At 68.9% G+C, this 16470-nt stretch carries 12 protein-coding genes and 2 pseudogenes; 7 read left to right on the top strand and 7 right to left on the bottom strand.

Features of this window, described 5'->3' with window-relative positions; translation table 11 throughout:
• The 3 genes and pseudogenes from G3N96_RS39450 to G3N96_RS32910 form a co-directional block, all read left to right on the top strand.
• A pseudogene (locus tag G3N96_RS39450) lies at positions 1 to 167 on the top strand (glycosyltransferase family 2 protein); the annotation flags it as partial.
• 120 nt (positions 168 to 287) lie between these two features.
• The gene (locus G3N96_RS32915) at positions 288 to 1130 is read left to right on the top strand and encodes a glycosyltransferase (protein ID WP_206139797.1); all 843 of its coding nucleotides are present in this window, start codon (positions 288 to 290) and stop codon (positions 1128 to 1130) included.
• A 135-nt stretch (positions 1131 to 1265) separates the two neighbouring features.
• Positions 1266 to 2546 carry an O-antigen ligase family protein gene (locus tag G3N96_RS32910; protein ID WP_124582689.1) on the top strand — a complete coding sequence of 427 codons (1281 nt, stop codon included), beginning with the start codon at positions 1266 to 1268 and terminating at the stop codon, positions 2544 to 2546.
• A 139-nt stretch (positions 2547 to 2685) separates the two neighbouring features.
• On the opposite strand, the gene G3N96_RS32905 is transcribed toward G3N96_RS32910, so the two are convergent.
• The 3 genes from G3N96_RS32905 to dnaE form a co-directional block, all read right to left on the bottom strand.
• Positions 2686 to 3864, bottom strand: coding sequence for a glycosyltransferase family 9 protein (locus G3N96_RS32905; RefSeq protein ID WP_206139796.1), 1179 nt, complete (start codon positions 3862 to 3864; stop codon positions 2686 to 2688).
• A gap of 175 nt (positions 3865 to 4039) precedes the next feature.
• Positions 4040 to 5131: a glycosyltransferase family 9 protein gene (locus G3N96_RS32900; protein WP_206139798.1), complete on the bottom strand. Its 1092-nt coding sequence runs from the start codon at positions 5129 to 5131 to the stop codon at positions 4040 to 4042.
• Between the two features lie 307 nt (positions 5132 to 5438).
• A complete protein-coding gene (dnaE, locus tag G3N96_RS32895; protein WP_206139795.1) occupies positions 5439 to 8969 on the bottom strand; it encodes a DNA polymerase III subunit alpha in 3531 nt (1176 codons plus the stop codon).
• A gap of 216 nt (positions 8970 to 9185) precedes the next feature.
• Between dnaE and G3N96_RS32890 the strand changes: the two genes are divergently transcribed.
• Complete coding sequence (locus G3N96_RS32890; RefSeq protein ID WP_124582683.1) at positions 9186 to 10040, top strand: sulfurtransferase; 855 nt, start codon at positions 9186 to 9188, stop codon at positions 10038 to 10040.
• Between the two features lie 22 nt (positions 10041 to 10062).
• Positions 10063 to 10956: a tRNA glutamyl-Q(34) synthetase GluQRS gene (gluQRS, locus tag G3N96_RS32885; protein ID WP_206139794.1), complete on the top strand. Its 894-nt coding sequence runs from the start codon at positions 10063 to 10065 to the stop codon at positions 10954 to 10956.
• Between the two features lie 185 nt (positions 10957 to 11141).
• Here gluQRS and G3N96_RS32880 read toward each other — a convergent pair whose 3' ends face one another.
• The 4 genes from G3N96_RS32880 to purT form a co-directional block, all read right to left on the bottom strand.
• Positions 11142 to 12710 (bottom strand): DEAD/DEAH box helicase, encoded by a 1569-nt coding sequence (locus G3N96_RS32880; protein WP_124582679.1) that lies wholly within the window; start codon positions 12708 to 12710, stop codon positions 11142 to 11144.
• A 394-nt stretch (positions 12711 to 13104) separates the two neighbouring features.
• Complete coding sequence (locus G3N96_RS32875; protein WP_089440710.1) at positions 13105 to 13485, bottom strand: MliC family protein; 381 nt, start codon at positions 13483 to 13485, stop codon at positions 13105 to 13107.
• An 81-nt stretch (positions 13486 to 13566) separates the two neighbouring features.
• Complete coding sequence (locus G3N96_RS32870; protein ID WP_089426022.1) at positions 13567 to 13752, bottom strand: DUF6726 family protein; 186 nt, start codon at positions 13750 to 13752, stop codon at positions 13567 to 13569.
• Between the two features lie 18 nt (positions 13753 to 13770).
• Positions 13771 to 14985, bottom strand: coding sequence for a formate-dependent phosphoribosylglycinamide formyltransferase (gene purT, locus G3N96_RS32865; RefSeq protein ID WP_206139793.1), 1215 nt, complete (start codon positions 14983 to 14985; stop codon positions 13771 to 13773).
• Between the two features lie 213 nt (positions 14986 to 15198).
• Between purT and G3N96_RS32860 the strand changes: the two genes are divergently transcribed.
• Both G3N96_RS32860 and G3N96_RS32855 read left to right on the top strand, forming a co-directional pair.
• Entirely contained in the window at positions 15199 to 15744 is a 546-nt protein-coding gene (locus G3N96_RS32860; RefSeq protein ID WP_206139792.1) for an META domain-containing protein, read from the top strand.
• Positions 15745 to 15921: 177 nt separating this feature from the next.
• A pseudogene (locus G3N96_RS32855) lies at positions 15922 to 16470 on the top strand (DNA translocase FtsK); the annotation flags it as partial.

The raw sequence follows: 16470 nt of genomic DNA, 5'->3' as shown, positions 1-16470 counted from the left end.
GCGCGGGCTTCGGAAGGGCGCTCCCGGGCGCGGCCTGGACGTTCGCGGCAACGACCGGGCTGCGCCGCGGCTTCCTGGACGGCCGCGCCGGCTTCATGATCGCCGTGTTCAACGCGGAAACCGTGTACTACCGCTTCCTGAAGCTCGGCCACGAACGGGCCCGCTGAGCGCCCGCCCGGCAGGGAGCCGGCCCGGCGTTACAATGCCGGGCCGCCCGCGCCGCGCGTGCCCGCCCGACCGGCGGCGCCACACGCCGCCCGCCACGACGACTACCGAATCCGACCGCCATGTTCTCCATCATCATTCCGACCTGGAACAACCTGCCGTACCTCAAGCTCGTCGTCGACAGCCTGCGCCGCCACTCCGCGTACGACCACCAGATCATCGTGCACGTGAACGACGGCTCGGACGGCACGCTCGACTGGGTGCGCAGCGAAGGGATCGAGCACACTGCGTCGCCGACCAACATCGGCATCTGCCACGCGGTGAACTGGGCCGCCGCGCGCGCCACGCGCGACTACGTCGTCTACATGAACGACGACATGTTCTGCTGCCCCGGCTGGGACACGGCGCTCGTGCGCCGCATCGAACAGATGCCGACCGACCTCTTCATGCTGTCGGGCACGATGGTCGAGCCGGTCGACACGCGCAACCCGTGCGTCGTGGTCAGCAATTTCGGCCGCGACGCCGAACATTTCGACGCGGCGGGCCTCGTCGCGGCGGCGCCGAAGCTCGTGCGCGCCGACTGGCTGGGCTCGACCTGGCCGCCGACGCTCGTGCGCCGCGACTGGTGGAACCGCATCGGCGGCTACAGCAGCGAGCTGTCGCCCGGCATGAGCAGCGACAACGACTTCTCGATGAAATTCTGGGATGCCGGCTGCCGGATCTTCATCGGGGTCGGCGACAGCCTCGTCTACCACTTCCAGCAGAAGAGCACGGGCAAGATCGTCAAGAACGATGGTCGCCGCCAGTTTCTGAACAAATGGGGCATGACCCAGGCGACGTTCGACCGCCACTACCTGCATCGCGGCGAGCCGGCGGGCACGCGCATCGCGCTCGACACGCCGGCCGTGGAAGGCAGCCTGAAGCGCGCGCTGCTGCGCTCGCGGATCAAGCGCGCGTTCAGTTGATCGCGCCCCGAAAACGACACGGAAACGCGCGCTGCTTCGCGTATACTCTGCGCCGTTCGTCCCGGATCTCCCGCCGGGGCGCGCGGCGCGCAGCACGACGTACGCAAGCCGCATTCGTCCATTCGACAGGTTCCGATGCTTTCGTTTTCCGCTCCCGCCTCGCGGCGCCTGACCGCCGCCCGCGCATTCGCCGTCGCCGCGCTCTGCATGGTGCCCGTCTCGACCGCGCTGACCAACGTGTTCTGCGGGCTGTTCGCCGCCGCGCTGGTGATTTCCCCCGAATTCTGGCGCGACCTGCGCTCGTTCGTCACTGACCCGGCCTCGCTCGCCGCGCTGCTGATCCTGGCCGCGCTGGCCGCCAGCGTCACCTATACGGTCGCGCCGCACCACAAGGCGTGGAACTGGGTCGCCAAGTACGACAAGCTGCTGCTGCTGCCGTTCGCCGTGCTCGCCTTCCGCCATTCGAACTGGGCGCCGATCGTGCGGCGTTGCTGGTTCGGCACGCTGTGCATGGTCCTGCTGCTGTCGACCACCAACTATCTCGGCTTGACCGCGATCGGGCCGGCGCACGCGACCGAGCTGCCGCTGTCGCGCGCCTGGGTGTTCAAGAACCACATCGCCGCCGGCATGTTCGGCGCGCTGCTGTTCTACCAGGCGGCCGATCTTGCGCTGGCGGCCCGCACGGCGCTGTCGCGTGCCGCGTATGCGGGCGTTGCCGCGTGGTCGCTCGTCAACGTGTTCGTGATGCTGCAGGGTCGCACCGGGCAGGTCATCGCGCTGCTGCTGATCCTCGTCGTCGCCGTGCGTTTCGTGCTGTTGCTGCGCCGGCAATCGGCGTTGCGCGCGGGGCTCGCCGCCGGCGTGTTCGTGCTGGCCGGCATTGCGCTCGTGATCGCCGCGTGCACGGTTCACAACGGCCGGCTGACGAAGGTCGTGACGGAAGTGCAGCAATACCGGCAGAGCGACGCGGCCACGTCGACCGGGCTGCGCCTCGAGTGGTACAAGAAGGGGCTCGAACTGTATCGCCAGCGCCCGGTGATCGGCTACGGCGCGGGCGGCCTCGAATCCGAATTCGAGCGGCTCACGGCCGGCAAGACGGCGGCCGAAGGCCAGCTCACGTCGAATCCGCACAACGAATACCTGCTGATGGCCGTGCAGCTCGGCACGCTCGGCCTGCTGCTGTTCATCAACCTGATCGTGCAGATCGCGCGCGGCAGCCGCACGCTCGATCCGCGCTCGCGGCATCTGCTGCTCGGCTGGCTCGCGATCTTCGCAATCGGCAGTCTCGCGAATTCGCTGCTGCTCGATTTCGCCGAAGGGCACCTGATCGTGCTGCTGGCCGGCATCCTGCTCGGCTGCGGCGAGCGCGCCGAGGCGCTGCCGCGCGAAACGTCGGCGATCCGGCGCAGCGCGTAACGCGCAGCGGCCTGCGCTCCGCCGGCGGCCGGCTTCGGTCACCGCGGAGTTCCCTACCGTCGAAGGAAACGGGCTGCGCGGCTGGCGCGTCGCCACACAAGCCGCCGGCAACCGCCAGGAAACGCGCGTCGCCCGCGCGTCAGTCGGACCTGGTGCGGTGCAGCCGCGACGTATCGACGACCGTTTCGGCCGGGCCCGGCGGATTCAGCCCGAGCATCTCGGCCGCCGCGGCTTTCACGCGCTGCGCACCGAGATTGACGAGGCAGTCGCTGCGGCTGTCGACCTTGCGCTCGCAGCCTTCGTGCCGGCACGGCACGCAATCACCCTCCCCCTGCAGCAGCCACACGTTCCCGTGCCGCCCCGAGCCGCGCAGCGGCCACGGATTCTCGGTCGCCGGCCAGTGCTGCGGCCACGGCCCCCAGCGCACGGGGTCGGACGGGCCGAACAGCGCGATCGTGTCGGTGCCGGTCGCCGCCGCGACGTGCGTCGCGCCGGTGTCGGGCCCGATGAAAAGCCGTGCGCGCCGCACGAGTTCGGCGCTTTCGCCGAACGTTAGGCGACCGACCAGGTTCAGCACGTCGCCGCCCGCTTCGGCCGCGACCTGCTCCGCATACTCGCGCTCGCTGTCGGCCGGACCGCCGGACAGCGCAACCGCGAAGCCTTGCTCGCGCAGCCAGCCGATCATCTCGACCCAGCCGTCGAGCCGCCATTGCTTGTAGCGGAACATCGGATACGGATGCAGCACGACCAGCGGCTTGCCGGCACGGATCGCCGGCGATTCGGCCAGCCACGCGTCGAAGCGTGCGCGCCGTGCCGGATCGTCGCCGATGCCGGGCGCGACGACCTCGGACACCGGCTCGATGCCGATCACGGGGGCAAGCGCCAGCGTGCTGACGACCGTATGCGCGGATTCGTGGTGATTGATCGCGATCCCGTTCAGCATCATCCGCGTGAGCCACGTCACGCGGTTCGGATCGACGAGGCCCACCCGCCTGCGGCCCGCGAACCAGCTGTAGAAGCGCGGCCGGTCGGAGCTCAGCGCCGCGCACGCAAGATCGTAGCGGCGCCACATCGACAGCGCGTCGCGCAGCCGCTCGCGGAAGCCCGCGCGCTGCGCGACGACGATCACGCGCCGCACGTCCGGATTGTGCTCGAGCACGCCTTCGGTGCCGCGAAACACCAGCATGTCGATCTGCGCTTCAGGCCAGCGGGCCTTCAGCGAACGGACGAGCGGCGTCGTCAGCAGCACATCGCCGATACGACGCGGCGCGGCAACGAGGATGGTTCTGGGCGGGCGGGCGGAAGAAAACAGGGCCACGGCGGGTGTGTCTGGCTGGCTGAACAAGGCTGGCAATGTACAGGATTTTGCAGCAGCCGGCGCGACATGGCGAATCGGCCGTCCGGTCAGCCTGATGCGGCCCGGCTCACGAGGTGCGGCGCGGCAGGCACACCGCGCGCCGGTGGCGTACGCAGTACCTGCGATGCCCGTGGCGCTACGAAGCGATGGTCATGATCACCGGCGTCGCAGCGGCAGCCGCCGGCTGCGTGTGTGCTGCGTCGGCCAACCGTTCGTCACGTTGGGTGGCCTGCGGCAGCAGGTGATTCACCGCACGCTCGACCGCGTCGACGCCGATCGCGTCCACGGTCGCGCCGGCGCGCACGATCACGTGCGGCACACCGAGCGGATGCCAGCGCAGGTATTTCTCGGGACGATCCTCGAACAGCGCGGCGACGGGCACGCCGAGCGCCGACGCGAGGTGCACGGGGGCGCTGTCGGCGGAGACGATCGCATCGAGCAGGCTCGCCGCGGCCATCAGGTCGGCGACCGACGACGGCGCAACATGGCGCGCGCACACGTCGCGCCACGAATCGTCCTCGGGGGCATGGCCAACGGCCGGGTCGCGGAACACGATCACGTCGGCATGCGGCGCGAGACGCTCGGCGAGGTCGCGCCAACGATCGGCCGGCCAGCGGCGCTCGACCGCCTTGTTCGTGACGAACAACCCGACGCGCGGCTTCGTGCGTGCGCCGAGCAGCCGGTACCACGCGTCCTGCAGCGCGCGGTCGGGATGAACCGACAACGCGAGGCGGTCGACGTCGGCGCGGCCGAGTTCAGGTACGAGCCGGAAACCCGACAACGCCTCGTGGCACATCGGCCGCTCGGCGACATGCTCGGGCTTGCGATCGTCGAATTCCGTCTCGGCATCGTGCCAGCGGCAATCCTTCGCGCCGATCTGGCGCGCGAACTGCATGCTGCTGCGATGCATGCCGCCGTTCGGCACGACCACGAGGTCGAACCGCAAGCGACGCAGGCGACGCACCAGCCGCAGCCGGTCGAAGAACGCGCGCATCCGCCCGGGACGGTCGTTGCGCTCGCATTGACGGCTATAGACGTAGGTGTGGACCGCGTCGACGTCCGGGTTTCCGGCCAGCGCGGCCGCGTTGTAGCGGTTCGCGACCACATGGAGTTCCGCGCCGGGCCAGCGCTCCTTCAGCGCGCGGAGAAACGCCGTTGTGCACAGCATGTCGCCCAGAAAATCGATCCGGATCACGAGAATCCGCTGCGTCGGGTTCACATTGGCCATGGTCATGTGGGGACTGTCAGTTTTTGTCGTCGCGACGAGCCATTTCACGGCATCCGGTTCCCGGACGGCCTGGTCGCCTATCGCGGCTCGCCGCACGGATCCGCCCCCGTTTATGTGCGCGATACCGGCGCGATCCGCCGGACAAGCGGCGGTCGGCGCTGCGTTCGTGCGGCTAGCGCCGGATTGTATAGCGTCCGGATGGTCAGCCCAAGACCCGCTTGCGTGAACCTGCAAAAACGGCCCGCCGCACCGCACGATGGCGATGCGACGGGCCGCATGGCGCGAGCGCCGTTCGGCGAAGGCGCGATCAGTACGTGATTTCGACGACGCTGCCGTCGAACGTCGCTCGCAGCTCCGCGAGCAGCACGTCGCTCGGCTTCACGCGCCATGCGTCGCCGAGGCGCATTTCACCCTGTGCCCGCGCGTTGCTGTAGTGAACCTGGACCGCGAGCCCGTTCGGCAGCGGCGCCTGCGGGCGGCGGCCGCCATCGCGCCCGCCGCCGCGCGGCGCCGGTGCTTCGACCACGTTCGCCGCCGGATCGTCCTTCGACACGTGCGGCTCGAGCACGCGGCGCAGTGCGGCCGCGTCGGCGTTGCCGTTCATCGTCAGCCGGACGGCCTGCGCATAGCGGCTGCGCGCGCGCTCGAGATCCATCACGGTATCGGCCGTAAAGCGGATGCCGCCCGTGAACGCATCGTTGCGCGCCTGCCCCTGCACGATCAGCAGCTCGTCTTCCTTGAACAGCGCCTTGTTCGCCTCGAACTGCTCGTTGAAGATCGTGATCTCGCACTGGCCCGAGCCATCGTCGAGCAGCGCGATCAGCATCTTGCCGCGCTGGGTCATCTGCGTGCGCAGCGACGCGATGATGCCGGCCACGAGCTTGTCGCGCCCTTCCTTCAGGTCGCCGACCTTCTGCCGCACGAAGCGGCGCACCTCGTCGCGATACGCGTCGAACAGGTGGCCGGACAGGTAGAAGCCGAGCGCGCCCTTTTCTTCCTGCAGGCGGCGCTTGTCGTCCCACGCGGGCTCGTCGACGAGCGCATGCGCGTGCGGCGACTCGGCGCCCATGTCGAACAGGCCGGCCTGCATCGCGTTCGCCTCGGCCTGGTCGGCCGCTTCCATCGCCAGCGGCACCGACGCGATCAGCTGCGCACGGTTCGTGTTCAGCGAATCGAACGCGCCGGCACGGATCAGCGCCTCGACCGTGCGGCGGTTGACGACACGCCGGTCGATCCGCTCGCAGAAGTCGAACAGGTCGGTGAACGCCTTTTCCTCGCGGGCGCGCAGGATTTCCTCGATCGCATTCTGGCCGCTGCCCTTCACCGCGCCGAGACCGTAGCGGATCGTGCGCGAGCGCTTGCCGTCGGCTTCGGCGACCGGCTCGAAGCGGTAATGCGACTGGTTGATGTCCGGCGGCAGCACGACGAGGTTGTTCACGACGCAATCGTCGAACAGGATCTTCACCTTGTCGGTGTCGTCCATCGCGAGCGTCATGTTGGCTGCCATGAATTCGGCCGGATGGTGCGCCTTCAGCCACGCGGTGTAGTACGCGAGCAGCGCATAGGCGGCCGCGTGCGACTTGTTGAAGCCGTAGCCTGCGAACTTCTCCATCAAGTCGAAGATCTCGTCGGACTTCTCGCGCGTGAGGCCGTTCTTCGCCGCGCCCTCCGCGAAGATCTCGCGGTGCTTGGCCATCTCCTCTGGCTTCTTCTTGCCCATCGCGCGACGCAGCAAGTCCGCGCCGCCGAGCGAGTAGCCGCCGATGATCTGCGCCATCTGCATCACCTGCTCCTGATAGACCATGATGCCGTAGGTCTCTTTCAGGACGGGCTCGACGCGCGGATCCGGATACTCGACCTTCTCGCGGCCGTGCTTCCGTGCGCAGAAGCTCGGGATCAGGTCCATCGGGCCCGGACGATACAACGACACGAGCGCGATGATGTCCTCGAAGCGGTCGGGCTGCGCATCCTTCAGCATGCCCTGCATCCCGCGGCTTTCCAGCTGGAACACCGCGACCGTGTTGGCCTTCTTCAGGATCTGGAACGACGCGGGATCGTCGAGCGGCACCTGCGCGAGCGACCAGTCGGCCTTCGACGGATCGAGGCGGCGGATGTAACGCTCGGCCCAGTCGAGGATCGTCAGCGTCGTGAGGCCCAGAAAGTCGAACTTCACGAGGCCGACGGCTTCGACGTCGTCCTTGTCGTACTGGCTGACCACGCCGCCGTCGTCGCCCTGCGTGTACAGCGGGCAGAAATCGGTCAGCTTGCCGGGCGCGATCAGCACGCCGCCCGCGTGCATCCCGACGTTACGCGTGAGGCCCTCGACGCGCTGCGCGAGATCGAGCAGCTGGTGCACTTCGTCCTCGTGGTCGTAGCGCTCCTGCAGCTGCGGCTCTTCCTTCATCGCGTCGGCGATCGTCACGTGCTTGCCCGGCTTGAACGGGATCAGCTTCGCGATGCCGTCGGTGAACATGTAGCCGAGGTCGAGCACGCGGCCGATGTCGCGCACGGCCGCCTTCGCGGCCATCGTGCCGAACGTGGCGATCTGCGACACGGCGTCCGCGCCGTACTTCTCCTTCACGTACTGGATCACGCGGTCGCGGCCGTGCTGGCAGAAGTCGATGTCGAAGTCGGGCATCGACACGCGTTCCGGGTTCAGGAAACGCTCGAACAGCAGGTTGTAGCGCAGCGGATCGAGGTCGGTAATGCCGAGCGCGTACGCGACCAGCGAACCGGCGCCCGAGCCGCGGCCCGGGCCGACCGGCACGCCGTTGTTCTTCGCCCAGTTGATGAAGTCCGCGACGATCAGGAAGTAGCCCGGGAAGCCCATCTTCGTGATGGTCCCGCACTCGAATTCGAGGCGCTTGTAATACGTGTCGCGCTGCGCGTCGCGCTCGGCCTCGACCGGATACAGCTGCGCGAGACGGGTCTCGAGCCCTTCCTTCGACAGCTGGACCAGGTAGTCGTCGAGCGACATCCCGTCCGGCGTCGGGAACAGCGGCAGTTTCGGCTTGCCGAGCTCGAGCTTCAAGTTGCAGCGCTTCGCGATTTCGACCGTGTTCGCGATCGCCGACGGCAGGTCGGCGAACAGCGCGGCCATGTCGTCCTGCGTGCGGAAATACTGGTCGGTCGTGAAACGCTTCTGGCGCCGCGGGTTCGCGAGGATGTCGCCTTCCGAGATACACACGCGCGCCTCGTGCGCGGTGAAATCGTCGTCGGTCATGAACTGCGTCGGGTGCGTCGCGACGACCGGCAGCTTCAGCGCCGCGGCGAGCGTCGCGGCCTGCTGGATGTACGCCTCCGCGCCCGGCTGGCCGTAACGCTGCAGCTCGATGTAGAAGCCGCCCGGGAACACCTTCGCCCAGCGCTCGGCGTGACGGCGCGCGGCTTCTTCGTTGCCCGCGGCAAGCGCGAGCCCGATATCGCCCTGTTGCGCGCCCGACAGCGCGAGCAGCCCTTGCGAGCGCTCGCCGTCGAGCCAGCTCGCGTCGAGTTCCGCACGGCCGCGGTACTGGTTCGTGAGCCACGCCTTCGACAGCAGCTCGCACAGATTCAGGTAGCCGACCTTGTCCTTGACGAGCAGCAGCAGCCGCGACGGCTTGTCGCGGTCGTCCGGATTGGCGATCCAGACGTCGCAGCCGGCGATCGGCTTGATGCCCTTGCCGCGGGCTTCCTGGTAGAAACGGACGAGACCGAATGCGTTGCCGAGATCGGTGAGCGCGAGCGCGCCCTGACCGTCCGCGGCCGCCGCCTTGACGATGTCGTCAATGCGCACGATGCCGTCGGCAATCGAGAATTCGGAGTGAACGCGAAGATGGACGAAGCGAGGATCTGACATGGGCGCTATTGTAGCCGCCTCGCCGCGCGGGCTGCCCAAAAAATCCCCGCGCTGGCCGTTCGGCCGATGTGCGCGACCGCACGTCGCGCGGCTCGCCAGACGGCAGGGTGCCGGCCCGGGCGCGGTTTGCGGGATAATACGGTTTTTCGAATCCACGCCCCGGCTTCGCACCCTTTTTTGCGGGCCGCCGTGCGGCCGTTTTCCCGTCGGACCATCATGACCATCGTCAACCTCGCCGCCTACCACTTCGTGTCGCTCGACGCGAACGAGCAATGGCGCCCGCTCGTCACCGCCCGCTGCAACGAACTCGGCCTGCGCGGCACGATCCTGCTCGCGCCGGAAGGCATCAACCTGTTCATCGCCGGCACGCGCGAAGCCGCCGACGCGTTCATCACTTACCTCCGCCACGATCCGCTGTTCGAGGGCAAGTTCGAGTCGCTGCAGTTCAAGGAGAGCCTGTCCGACTCGCAGCCGTTCCGCCGCATGCTCGTGCGCCTGAAGCGCGAAATCATCACGATGAAGAAGCCGGCGATCAAGCCGGAGCTCGGCCGCGCGCCGTTCGTCGACGCGCGCACGCTGAAGACGTGGCTCGATCGCGGCCACGACGACACGGGGCGCCCGGTCGTGATGCTCGACACGCGTAACGCCTTCGAAGTCGACGTCGGCACGTTCGACGACGCGCTCGACTACCGCATCGACAAGTTCAGCGAATTCCCCGAAGTGATCGACGCGAACCGCGCCGACCTCGAAGGCAAGACGGTCGTGTCGTTCTGCACGGGCGGCATCCGCTGCGAGAAAGCCGCGATCCACATGAAGGAAATCGGCATCGAGAACGTGTATCAGCTCGAAGGCGGGATCCTGAAGTACTTCGAGGAAGTCGGCGGCGCGCACTATCACGGCGACTGCTTCGTGTTCGACTACCGCACCGCGCTGAATCCGCAGCTCCAGCCCACCGAGAACGTCACGTGCTTCGCGTGCCGAGCGGTCGTCACGCCGGAAGCGCAACAGTCGCCGAGCTACGTGCCCGGCAAGTCGTGCCCGGCCTGCGCACCGGCGGCCAGCGCCGCGTAAGCGCGCACCGCCCCGCGCCCCGATGACCGGCTATCGCGGCCGCTTCGCGCCGTCGCCCACCGGCCCGCTGCATTTCGGCTCGCTGGTCGGCGCACTCGCGAGCTGGCTCGACGCGCGCGCGCACGGCGGCGCATGGCTTGTGCGCATCGAGGATCTCGACGGCCCGCGCACGGTGCCGGGCGCCGCCGACGACATCCTCGCGACGCTCGCGCATTTCGGCATGACGCCCGACGAGCCGCCCGTCTGGCAAAGCACGCGCGATGCCGCCTATACGGCCGCGCTCGAACGGCTCGTCGCGGCCGGGCGCGTCTATCCGTGCGGCTGCACGCGCAAGGAAATCGCCGATTCGCTGCGCGCCGCGCACGAGCGCCATACGACACTCGCCTACCCGGGCACCTGCCGCGCCGGCCTGCACGGCAAGCCCGCGCGCGCGTGGCGGCTGCGCGTGCCGGACGGCGACGACGCGCTCGTCACGTTCGACGATCGCTGGCAGCACACGCAATCGCAGAACCTCGCGACCGAAGTCGGCGATTTCGTGCTGAAGCGCGCGGACGGACAATGGGCCTACCAGCTCGCGGTCGTCGTCGACGATGCCGACGCGCACATCACGCACGTCGTGCGCGGCGCCGACCTGCTCGACTCGACCGCACGCCAGATTCACCTGCAGCACTGCCTCGGCGTGCCGACGCCGCAATACCTGCATGTACCCGTCGTCGTCGATGCGAACGGCGAGAAGCTCAGCAAGCAGACGGGCGCGACCGCGCTCGAACGCGACGATCCGCTGCCGGCGCTGCGCGCCGCGGCCGTGCACCTGGGCCTCGCGCCCGACGGCACGCTTGCAGGCACGACCCTCGATACGTTCTACGCCGCCGCCACGGCAGCATGGGCGAGGCGCTTCGGGCCGCAGGCCGGCTGACGCACGCGGCGCGCCGATTTCGCGGCGACCGGGCCCAAGCCGGATGCCGACTGCATCCCCCCGCCGACGCCGCACGCCCGCTTCCCCCGTCAAACCGCAGCCCCAATGAAAAACGGGCACATGCTCATCGCATGCACCCGCTTCTCCAGCAGCGCTCGCGCGCCGCGCCGTCACGTTCGCCCGGCTTATGCCGACGGCTTGCGCGGCATCCCGAACCCGCCGAGCAGTGCGGCGACCTGACGCTTCGGCCCCTTCTTCTCGGGCTGCTGTGCCGGCTGTGCGTCGTCCTGCTGCTTCGCCGGCGCCGACGGCTCGTACGGCTTCAGGAAGAAATCGTCGACCGGCGCTTCGTGGCGACGGTGATGACCGCGCTCCGAGCCGCCCGTCCGGCGACCCGATGCACCGCGATGCTCGTCGCGATCGCGACGGCCGCCTCGTTCACCGCCTCGTTCGCCACCGCGCTCGCTGTTGCGATCGCCGCCGCGGTCGTTGCCGCGCTCGTCGTGACGATGGCGTGCCGGCTTGTCGAGCGCGAGCGTCTGCACTTCGAGCGGACGCTTGATCAGCTTCTCGATATCGGCGAGCTGCTTGCGCTCGTTCGGGCTGCACAGCGACAGCGCATCGCCCGTCGCACCCGCACGGCCGGTACGGCCGATCCGGTGCACGTAGTCTTCCGCGCTGAACGGCAGGTCGAAGTTGATCACGGCCGGCAGTTCGGCGATGTCGAGGCCGCGCGCGGCCACGTCCGTCGCGACCAGCGCCTCGATCTCGCCGCGCTTGAACGCGTCGAGCGCCTGCATCCGCTCGATCTGCGTCTTGTCGCCGTGGATCGCCGACGCGACCACGCCGTCGCGCTCGAGATTGCGCGCAAGCCGGCTTGCGCCGATCTTGCTGTTGCAGAACACGATCACCTGCTTGAGGCCGCGATCGCGCAGCAGTTGCACGACGGCCGCCTGCTTGTCGCCTTCGGCGACGTCGTAGACGATCTGCGTGACGTTCGCGTTCGTCGAGTTGCTGCGCGCGACCTCGATCGTCTGCGGGTTGCGCAGGTAGGTCGACGCGAGCTTCTTGATTTCGCCCGAGAAGGTGGCCGAGAACAGCAGCGTCTGGCGCTCCTTCGGCAGCAGGTTCAGGATGCGCTGCAGATCCGGAAGGAAACCCATGTCGAGCATCCGGTCGGCTTCGTCAAGCACGAGGATCTGCACCTGGCCGAGATTCGCCGTCTTCTGCTGTACGTGATCGAGCAGGCGGCCCGGCGTCGCGATCAGGATCTCGACACCGCGGCGCAACTCTGCCGACTGCGGGTTCATGTCGACGCCGCCGAACACGACCGCGCTGCGCAACGGCGTGTGCTTCGCATACGCGTGCACGTTCGCGGCGACCTGGTCGGCGAGTTCGCGGGTCGGCGTGAGGATCAGCGCACGCACCGGGTGGCGCGCCGGAGACGCGCTCGTGTTGGCCTGCGGCAGCAGGCGCTGGATGATCGGCAGCGAGAAACTCGCGGTCTTGCCGGTGCCCGTTTGCGCGGCGCCCATGACGTCGCGGCCGGCGAGCACGACCGGAATGGCCTGCGCCTGGATCGGCGTCGGCGTCGTATAGCCCTGCTCCGCAATGGCTTTCAGGATATCGGCGGCAAGGCCGAATTGATCGAAGGTTGCGTCGACGGGCTTGGCGACAGAATCGGACATGGTGGCGTTTCGCTCAAAAGGCGCGGCGGGGACATCGTGCGTCAGGCCAGCCGGGCCTGCGCTCATCACAATTCGGAAATAGACGGAGCCGCGGCGCGCCGCGCGGCGCCGCTCTGGCGCTTGGGACCGGTTCAATATGAACGCTGGACGCCAGGCCGTGCGGACTCCGTTCGGCGCGAATGCCGGCGGAAAGGGCCGTATTGTAGCACTGCGCGGCCATCTGTCCGTGACAACGCGGCGAACGGCCACAACGGCGGTTCGCGCGGCGGGCCGGGACTGCCCCGCGCGGTCGGCGGATGACCCGATCGGACTAGCCCGATGGGCCAGCGGATGATTTCAGGGGTCCGATCGTGGAGCGCCTGGCCCGATCGCCTGAGGTCACCCCGCGTGCCGGGTCATCAGGCCCGGCAGCCGGCCGCCGGCCGGCACCGGCAGCGCGATCCCCGCTCCCGCCCGGCGCTCAGCCCTTCTTCTTTTTCTTCTCGACCTGTACGCAGTCGCCCAGCAGCGGCGGCGCGCTCTGGTCGGCGATCTCGTCGCGCAGCGTCGCTTCCTTGCCCTTCGTCCACCACGTATAGCGGCCGGCCTGGTAGCGCGCGCCCGACGCCGACACGGTGTCGACGAACAGCATCTGCTTCCCGTTGACCGGTACGAGCGCGAAGCTCTGGCCGTTGCCCGCGAGCCAGTACGACACGCGCACCGGCTGCTTCTGGTTCGCGCACTGGTAGACGGTGAACTGCCGCGAATCGGCGTCGATCTCTTCAACGGTCAGCTGTGCGGCATGCGCGACGGAAACGGCCGTGCCGGCGAGTGCGAGCGCGGCGAGGGTTTGGCGAATCATGCAGGTCCTCTCACGAGACGGGTGGAAACGCGCCCTCGCGGGGCGCGTGATTATTGTTGGCGATCGGGTCGGGTAGCGTGATCAGGGATCGATGACGTCGGCACACGCGTCGGTCGGTGCGGCCGCGACATGGCCGACGAGCGGCACGATCTTGAGCCCGGCCGAGGCCACCCGGCACGGTGCGGCCGCGAGCCCGCAACCCGCGAGGTTCACTGCAAGCGCCAGCGCGACGGCCAGCTTTCCGATACGCAGCCACTTCGGCGTCATCGTCCTCTCCTGATTACGTCAGCGGGCCGACACCGGCCGGACGGCCGCGGCGGCACGCTTCGCGCGTTCGCGGGCTTCGTCGACGGTCGCGCCGGTCGCCAGCGCGACGCCCATGCGCCGCTTCGCGAAACTTTCCGGCTTGCCGAACAGGCGCAGGTCGGCGCCCGGCACGGCAAGTGCGTCGCGCACGCCCTCGAACGCGATCCCGCGCTCGTCGAGCCCGCCGTAGATCACGGCCGACGCGGCAGGCGTACCGAGCGCCGGATCGACCGGCAGCCCGAGAATCGCACGCGCGTGCAGCTCGAATTCCGACTGGCGCTGCGACGCGAGCGTGACGAGGCCCGTATCGTGCGGCCGCGGGCTCACCTCGGAGAACCACACGTCGTCGCCGCGCACGAACAGCTCGACGCCGAACATCCCGCGCCCGCCGAGCGCCTCGGTGACCTTGTGCGCGATCTCGCGCGACTTCTCGAGTGCCACCGTGCTCATCGGCTGCGGCTGCCACGATTCGACGTAGTCGCCCGCGACCTGCACGTGGCCGACCGGCTCGCAGAAATAAGTGCGCGTGGCGTTCGTCGCCGGATCGATCGCGCGCACGGTGAGCTGCGTGATCTCGTAGTCGAAATCGACGAAGCCCTCGACGATGACGCGGCCGTGGTTCACGCGCCCGCCCGCCATCGCGTAGTCCCACGCCGGCTTCACGTCGGCCTCGTTCTTCACGACCGACTGCCCCTTGCCCGACGACGACATCACGGGCTTGACGACGCACGGCATGCCGATCTTCGCGATCGCCGCGCTGAACGCCTCGAACGAATCCGCGAACGCATACGGCGAGGTCGGCAGGCCGAGCTCCTCGGCCGCGAGCCGGCGGATCCCTTCGCGATTCATCGTGAGCTGCGTCGCGCGCGCGGTCGGGATCACTTCGGCGAGGCCGGCCGCCTCGATCGCCGCGAGCGCGTCGGTCGCGATCGCCTCGATCTCCGGCACGATCAGGTGCGGGCGTTCGGCTTCGACGAGCGCGCGCAGCGCCGCGGCGTCCGTCATGTCGATCACGTGCGCGCGATGCGCGACCTGGTGGCCCGGTGCGTCCGGATAGCGGTCGACCGCGACGACTTCGACGCCGAGCCGCTGCAACGCGATGATGACTTCCTTGCCGAGCTCGCCGGCGCCGAGCAGCATGACGCGCGTGGCCGAGGGTGAGAGCGGCGTACCGAGCCGCTGACCGATCTGCATGTGATTACCCGCTTCTGGTGGAGGACGAAAACGGCTCCGATGTTAACACGCGCCACGGCGCCGGTTTTGCGCGTTTCGCCGCGCCGGCGCCCGGCGGCAGGCCGCTCGCAAGCAGGCTGCGAACGTTTTCACGTGTGAAGTGTCGGCTCGCCTGCCGCGGGGCGGGTGCGTTACTCTTACGCCTTGATCAGAATCCGATGAGGAACGAGGCTCATGTCCCACCTGTCCGCCGCCGCACGCGCACGCACCGGCCTGCTTCGCCCGTTGCGCGCGCCGCTCTGCGCGTTGACGCTTGCCACGCTTCTCGCCGCCTGCGCGATGCCGACCCATCCCGATTCCGCCGCCCCCGCACCCGACCCGTACAACCCGGCGGCCGTCCAGTTGCTCGACGACACGAGCTGGGAACTCACCAACTGGCTGAATGCCGACGGCACGCCGCGCGCGATCCCGCACGGCGACAACGGCGAGCCGATCAAGCTCGCGCTGTCGACCGACTCGGGCATCCGGCGCGCCAGCGGGTTTTCGGGCTGCAACCGCTACATGGGCACCTACGCGATCAAGAACGGCCTGTTGAGCTTCGGGCCGCTCGCCGGCACGCGGATGGCGTGCCCGAATACGCTCGGCGGCCAGCTCGAAACCGCGTACCTCGACGCACTCGCCCACGTCGACAAGACCGGCGTGCAGATGCGCGAGCCGCAGCAATTGCAGATCGTGACCACGTCCGGCGCAACGCTGACCTTCACCCACCGGAGCCCCTGATGCACGGCGCGCGCGAAGGCCGACCGACCGCCTTCGCGTGGCGCGCCACGCGCGTGTGCCGCGCACACGCGTCGCGCGGCGTGAATCGGATGCACGCCGCGTTAGAGTCTTGTTCGCCGGCCGGTTAAACTCGGCGGGTCGCGCCCCGCGCGCCCCTCCCCACTCCTGTTTCAAAGCATGCACACGGTTGTCTTCGGCTGGTTCGGCATCTCCGCCGTCTGGTTCCTCCTTCTCTTCTGGCGTCTCGTGCAGGCGATGCTGCCTGGCGGTGTCGGGCTTGCCGGGCGCGGCTCGATCCGTCTGTGGCTCGGCTTCGCCGCGGTGTTCGTGGCGAGCTGCACGCTGACGAGCCCGCTGTCGGGCCCCGATACGAACGCGCTCGGCCATGCGTTCTCGACAGGCTTCGCCCACGTGCTCGGCCCGATCGGCACGCCGGTCGCGATGGTCGTGCTGTTCTTCGCCGGGCTGCCCTGGCTGACCGGCATCGGCTGGCGGCAATTCGCCGCGTGGGTCGATACGTCGTTCGGCGTCAAGCTGGCGCGCGACGGCGGTGACGACGACGCGCGCGGCATCGCCGACTTGCCGCGCAGCGCATTGCATCGCGACGACGACATCGTCCAGCCGACCACCGCGCATACCGTCAATTCGATGGCGCCCCGCCAGAACGGCCGGTATTCGCGCCCGACGCTGTGGAAACCCGACCCGCAGGCGCGGCCGAAGCGGCGA

This window comes from Burkholderia sp. Se-20373, from assembly GCF_017104705.1.
GTDB lineage: Bacteria > Pseudomonadota > Gammaproteobacteria > Burkholderiales > Burkholderiaceae > Burkholderia.
This window is presented reverse-complemented; position numbering and strand designations above follow the sequence as displayed.

Excerpts from the sequence above, each read along its gene's own strand:
- G3N96_RS32910 (WP_124582689.1), top strand. The coding sequence starts at position 1,266 with ATGCTTTCGTTTTCCGCTCCCGCCTCGCGGCGCCTGACCGCCGCCCGC.
- G3N96_RS32870 (WP_089426022.1), bottom strand. The coding sequence starts at position 13,752 with ATGACGCCGAAGTGGCTGCGTATCGGAAAGCTGGCCGTCGCGCTGGCG.
- G3N96_RS32890 (WP_124582683.1), top strand. The coding sequence starts at position 9,186 with ATGACCATCGTCAACCTCGCCGCCTACCACTTCGTGTCGCTCGACGCG.
- G3N96_RS32860 (WP_206139792.1), top strand. The coding sequence starts at position 15,199 with ATGTCCCACCTGTCCGCCGCCGCACGCGCACGCACCGGCCTGCTTCGC.
- G3N96_RS32915 (WP_206139797.1), top strand. The coding sequence starts at position 288 with ATGTTCTCCATCATCATTCCGACCTGGAACAACCTGCCGTACCTCAAG.
- gluQRS (WP_206139794.1), top strand. The coding sequence starts at position 10,063 with ATGACCGGCTATCGCGGCCGCTTCGCGCCGTCGCCCACCGGCCCGCTG.
- G3N96_RS32880 (WP_124582679.1), bottom strand. The coding sequence starts at position 12,710 with ATGAGCGCAGGCCCGGCTGGCCTGACGCACGATGTCCCCGCCGCGCCT.
- purT (WP_206139793.1), bottom strand. The coding sequence starts at position 14,985 with ATGCAGATCGGTCAGCGGCTCGGTACGCCGCTCTCACCCTCGGCCACG.
- dnaE (WP_206139795.1), bottom strand. The coding sequence starts at position 8,969 with ATGTCAGATCCTCGCTTCGTCCATCTTCGCGTTCACTCCGAATTCTCG.
- G3N96_RS32875 (WP_089440710.1), bottom strand. The coding sequence starts at position 13,485 with ATGATTCGCCAAACCCTCGCCGCGCTCGCACTCGCCGGCACGGCCGTT.
- G3N96_RS32900 (WP_206139798.1), bottom strand. The coding sequence starts at position 5,131 with ATGGCCAATGTGAACCCGACGCAGCGGATTCTCGTGATCCGGATCGAT.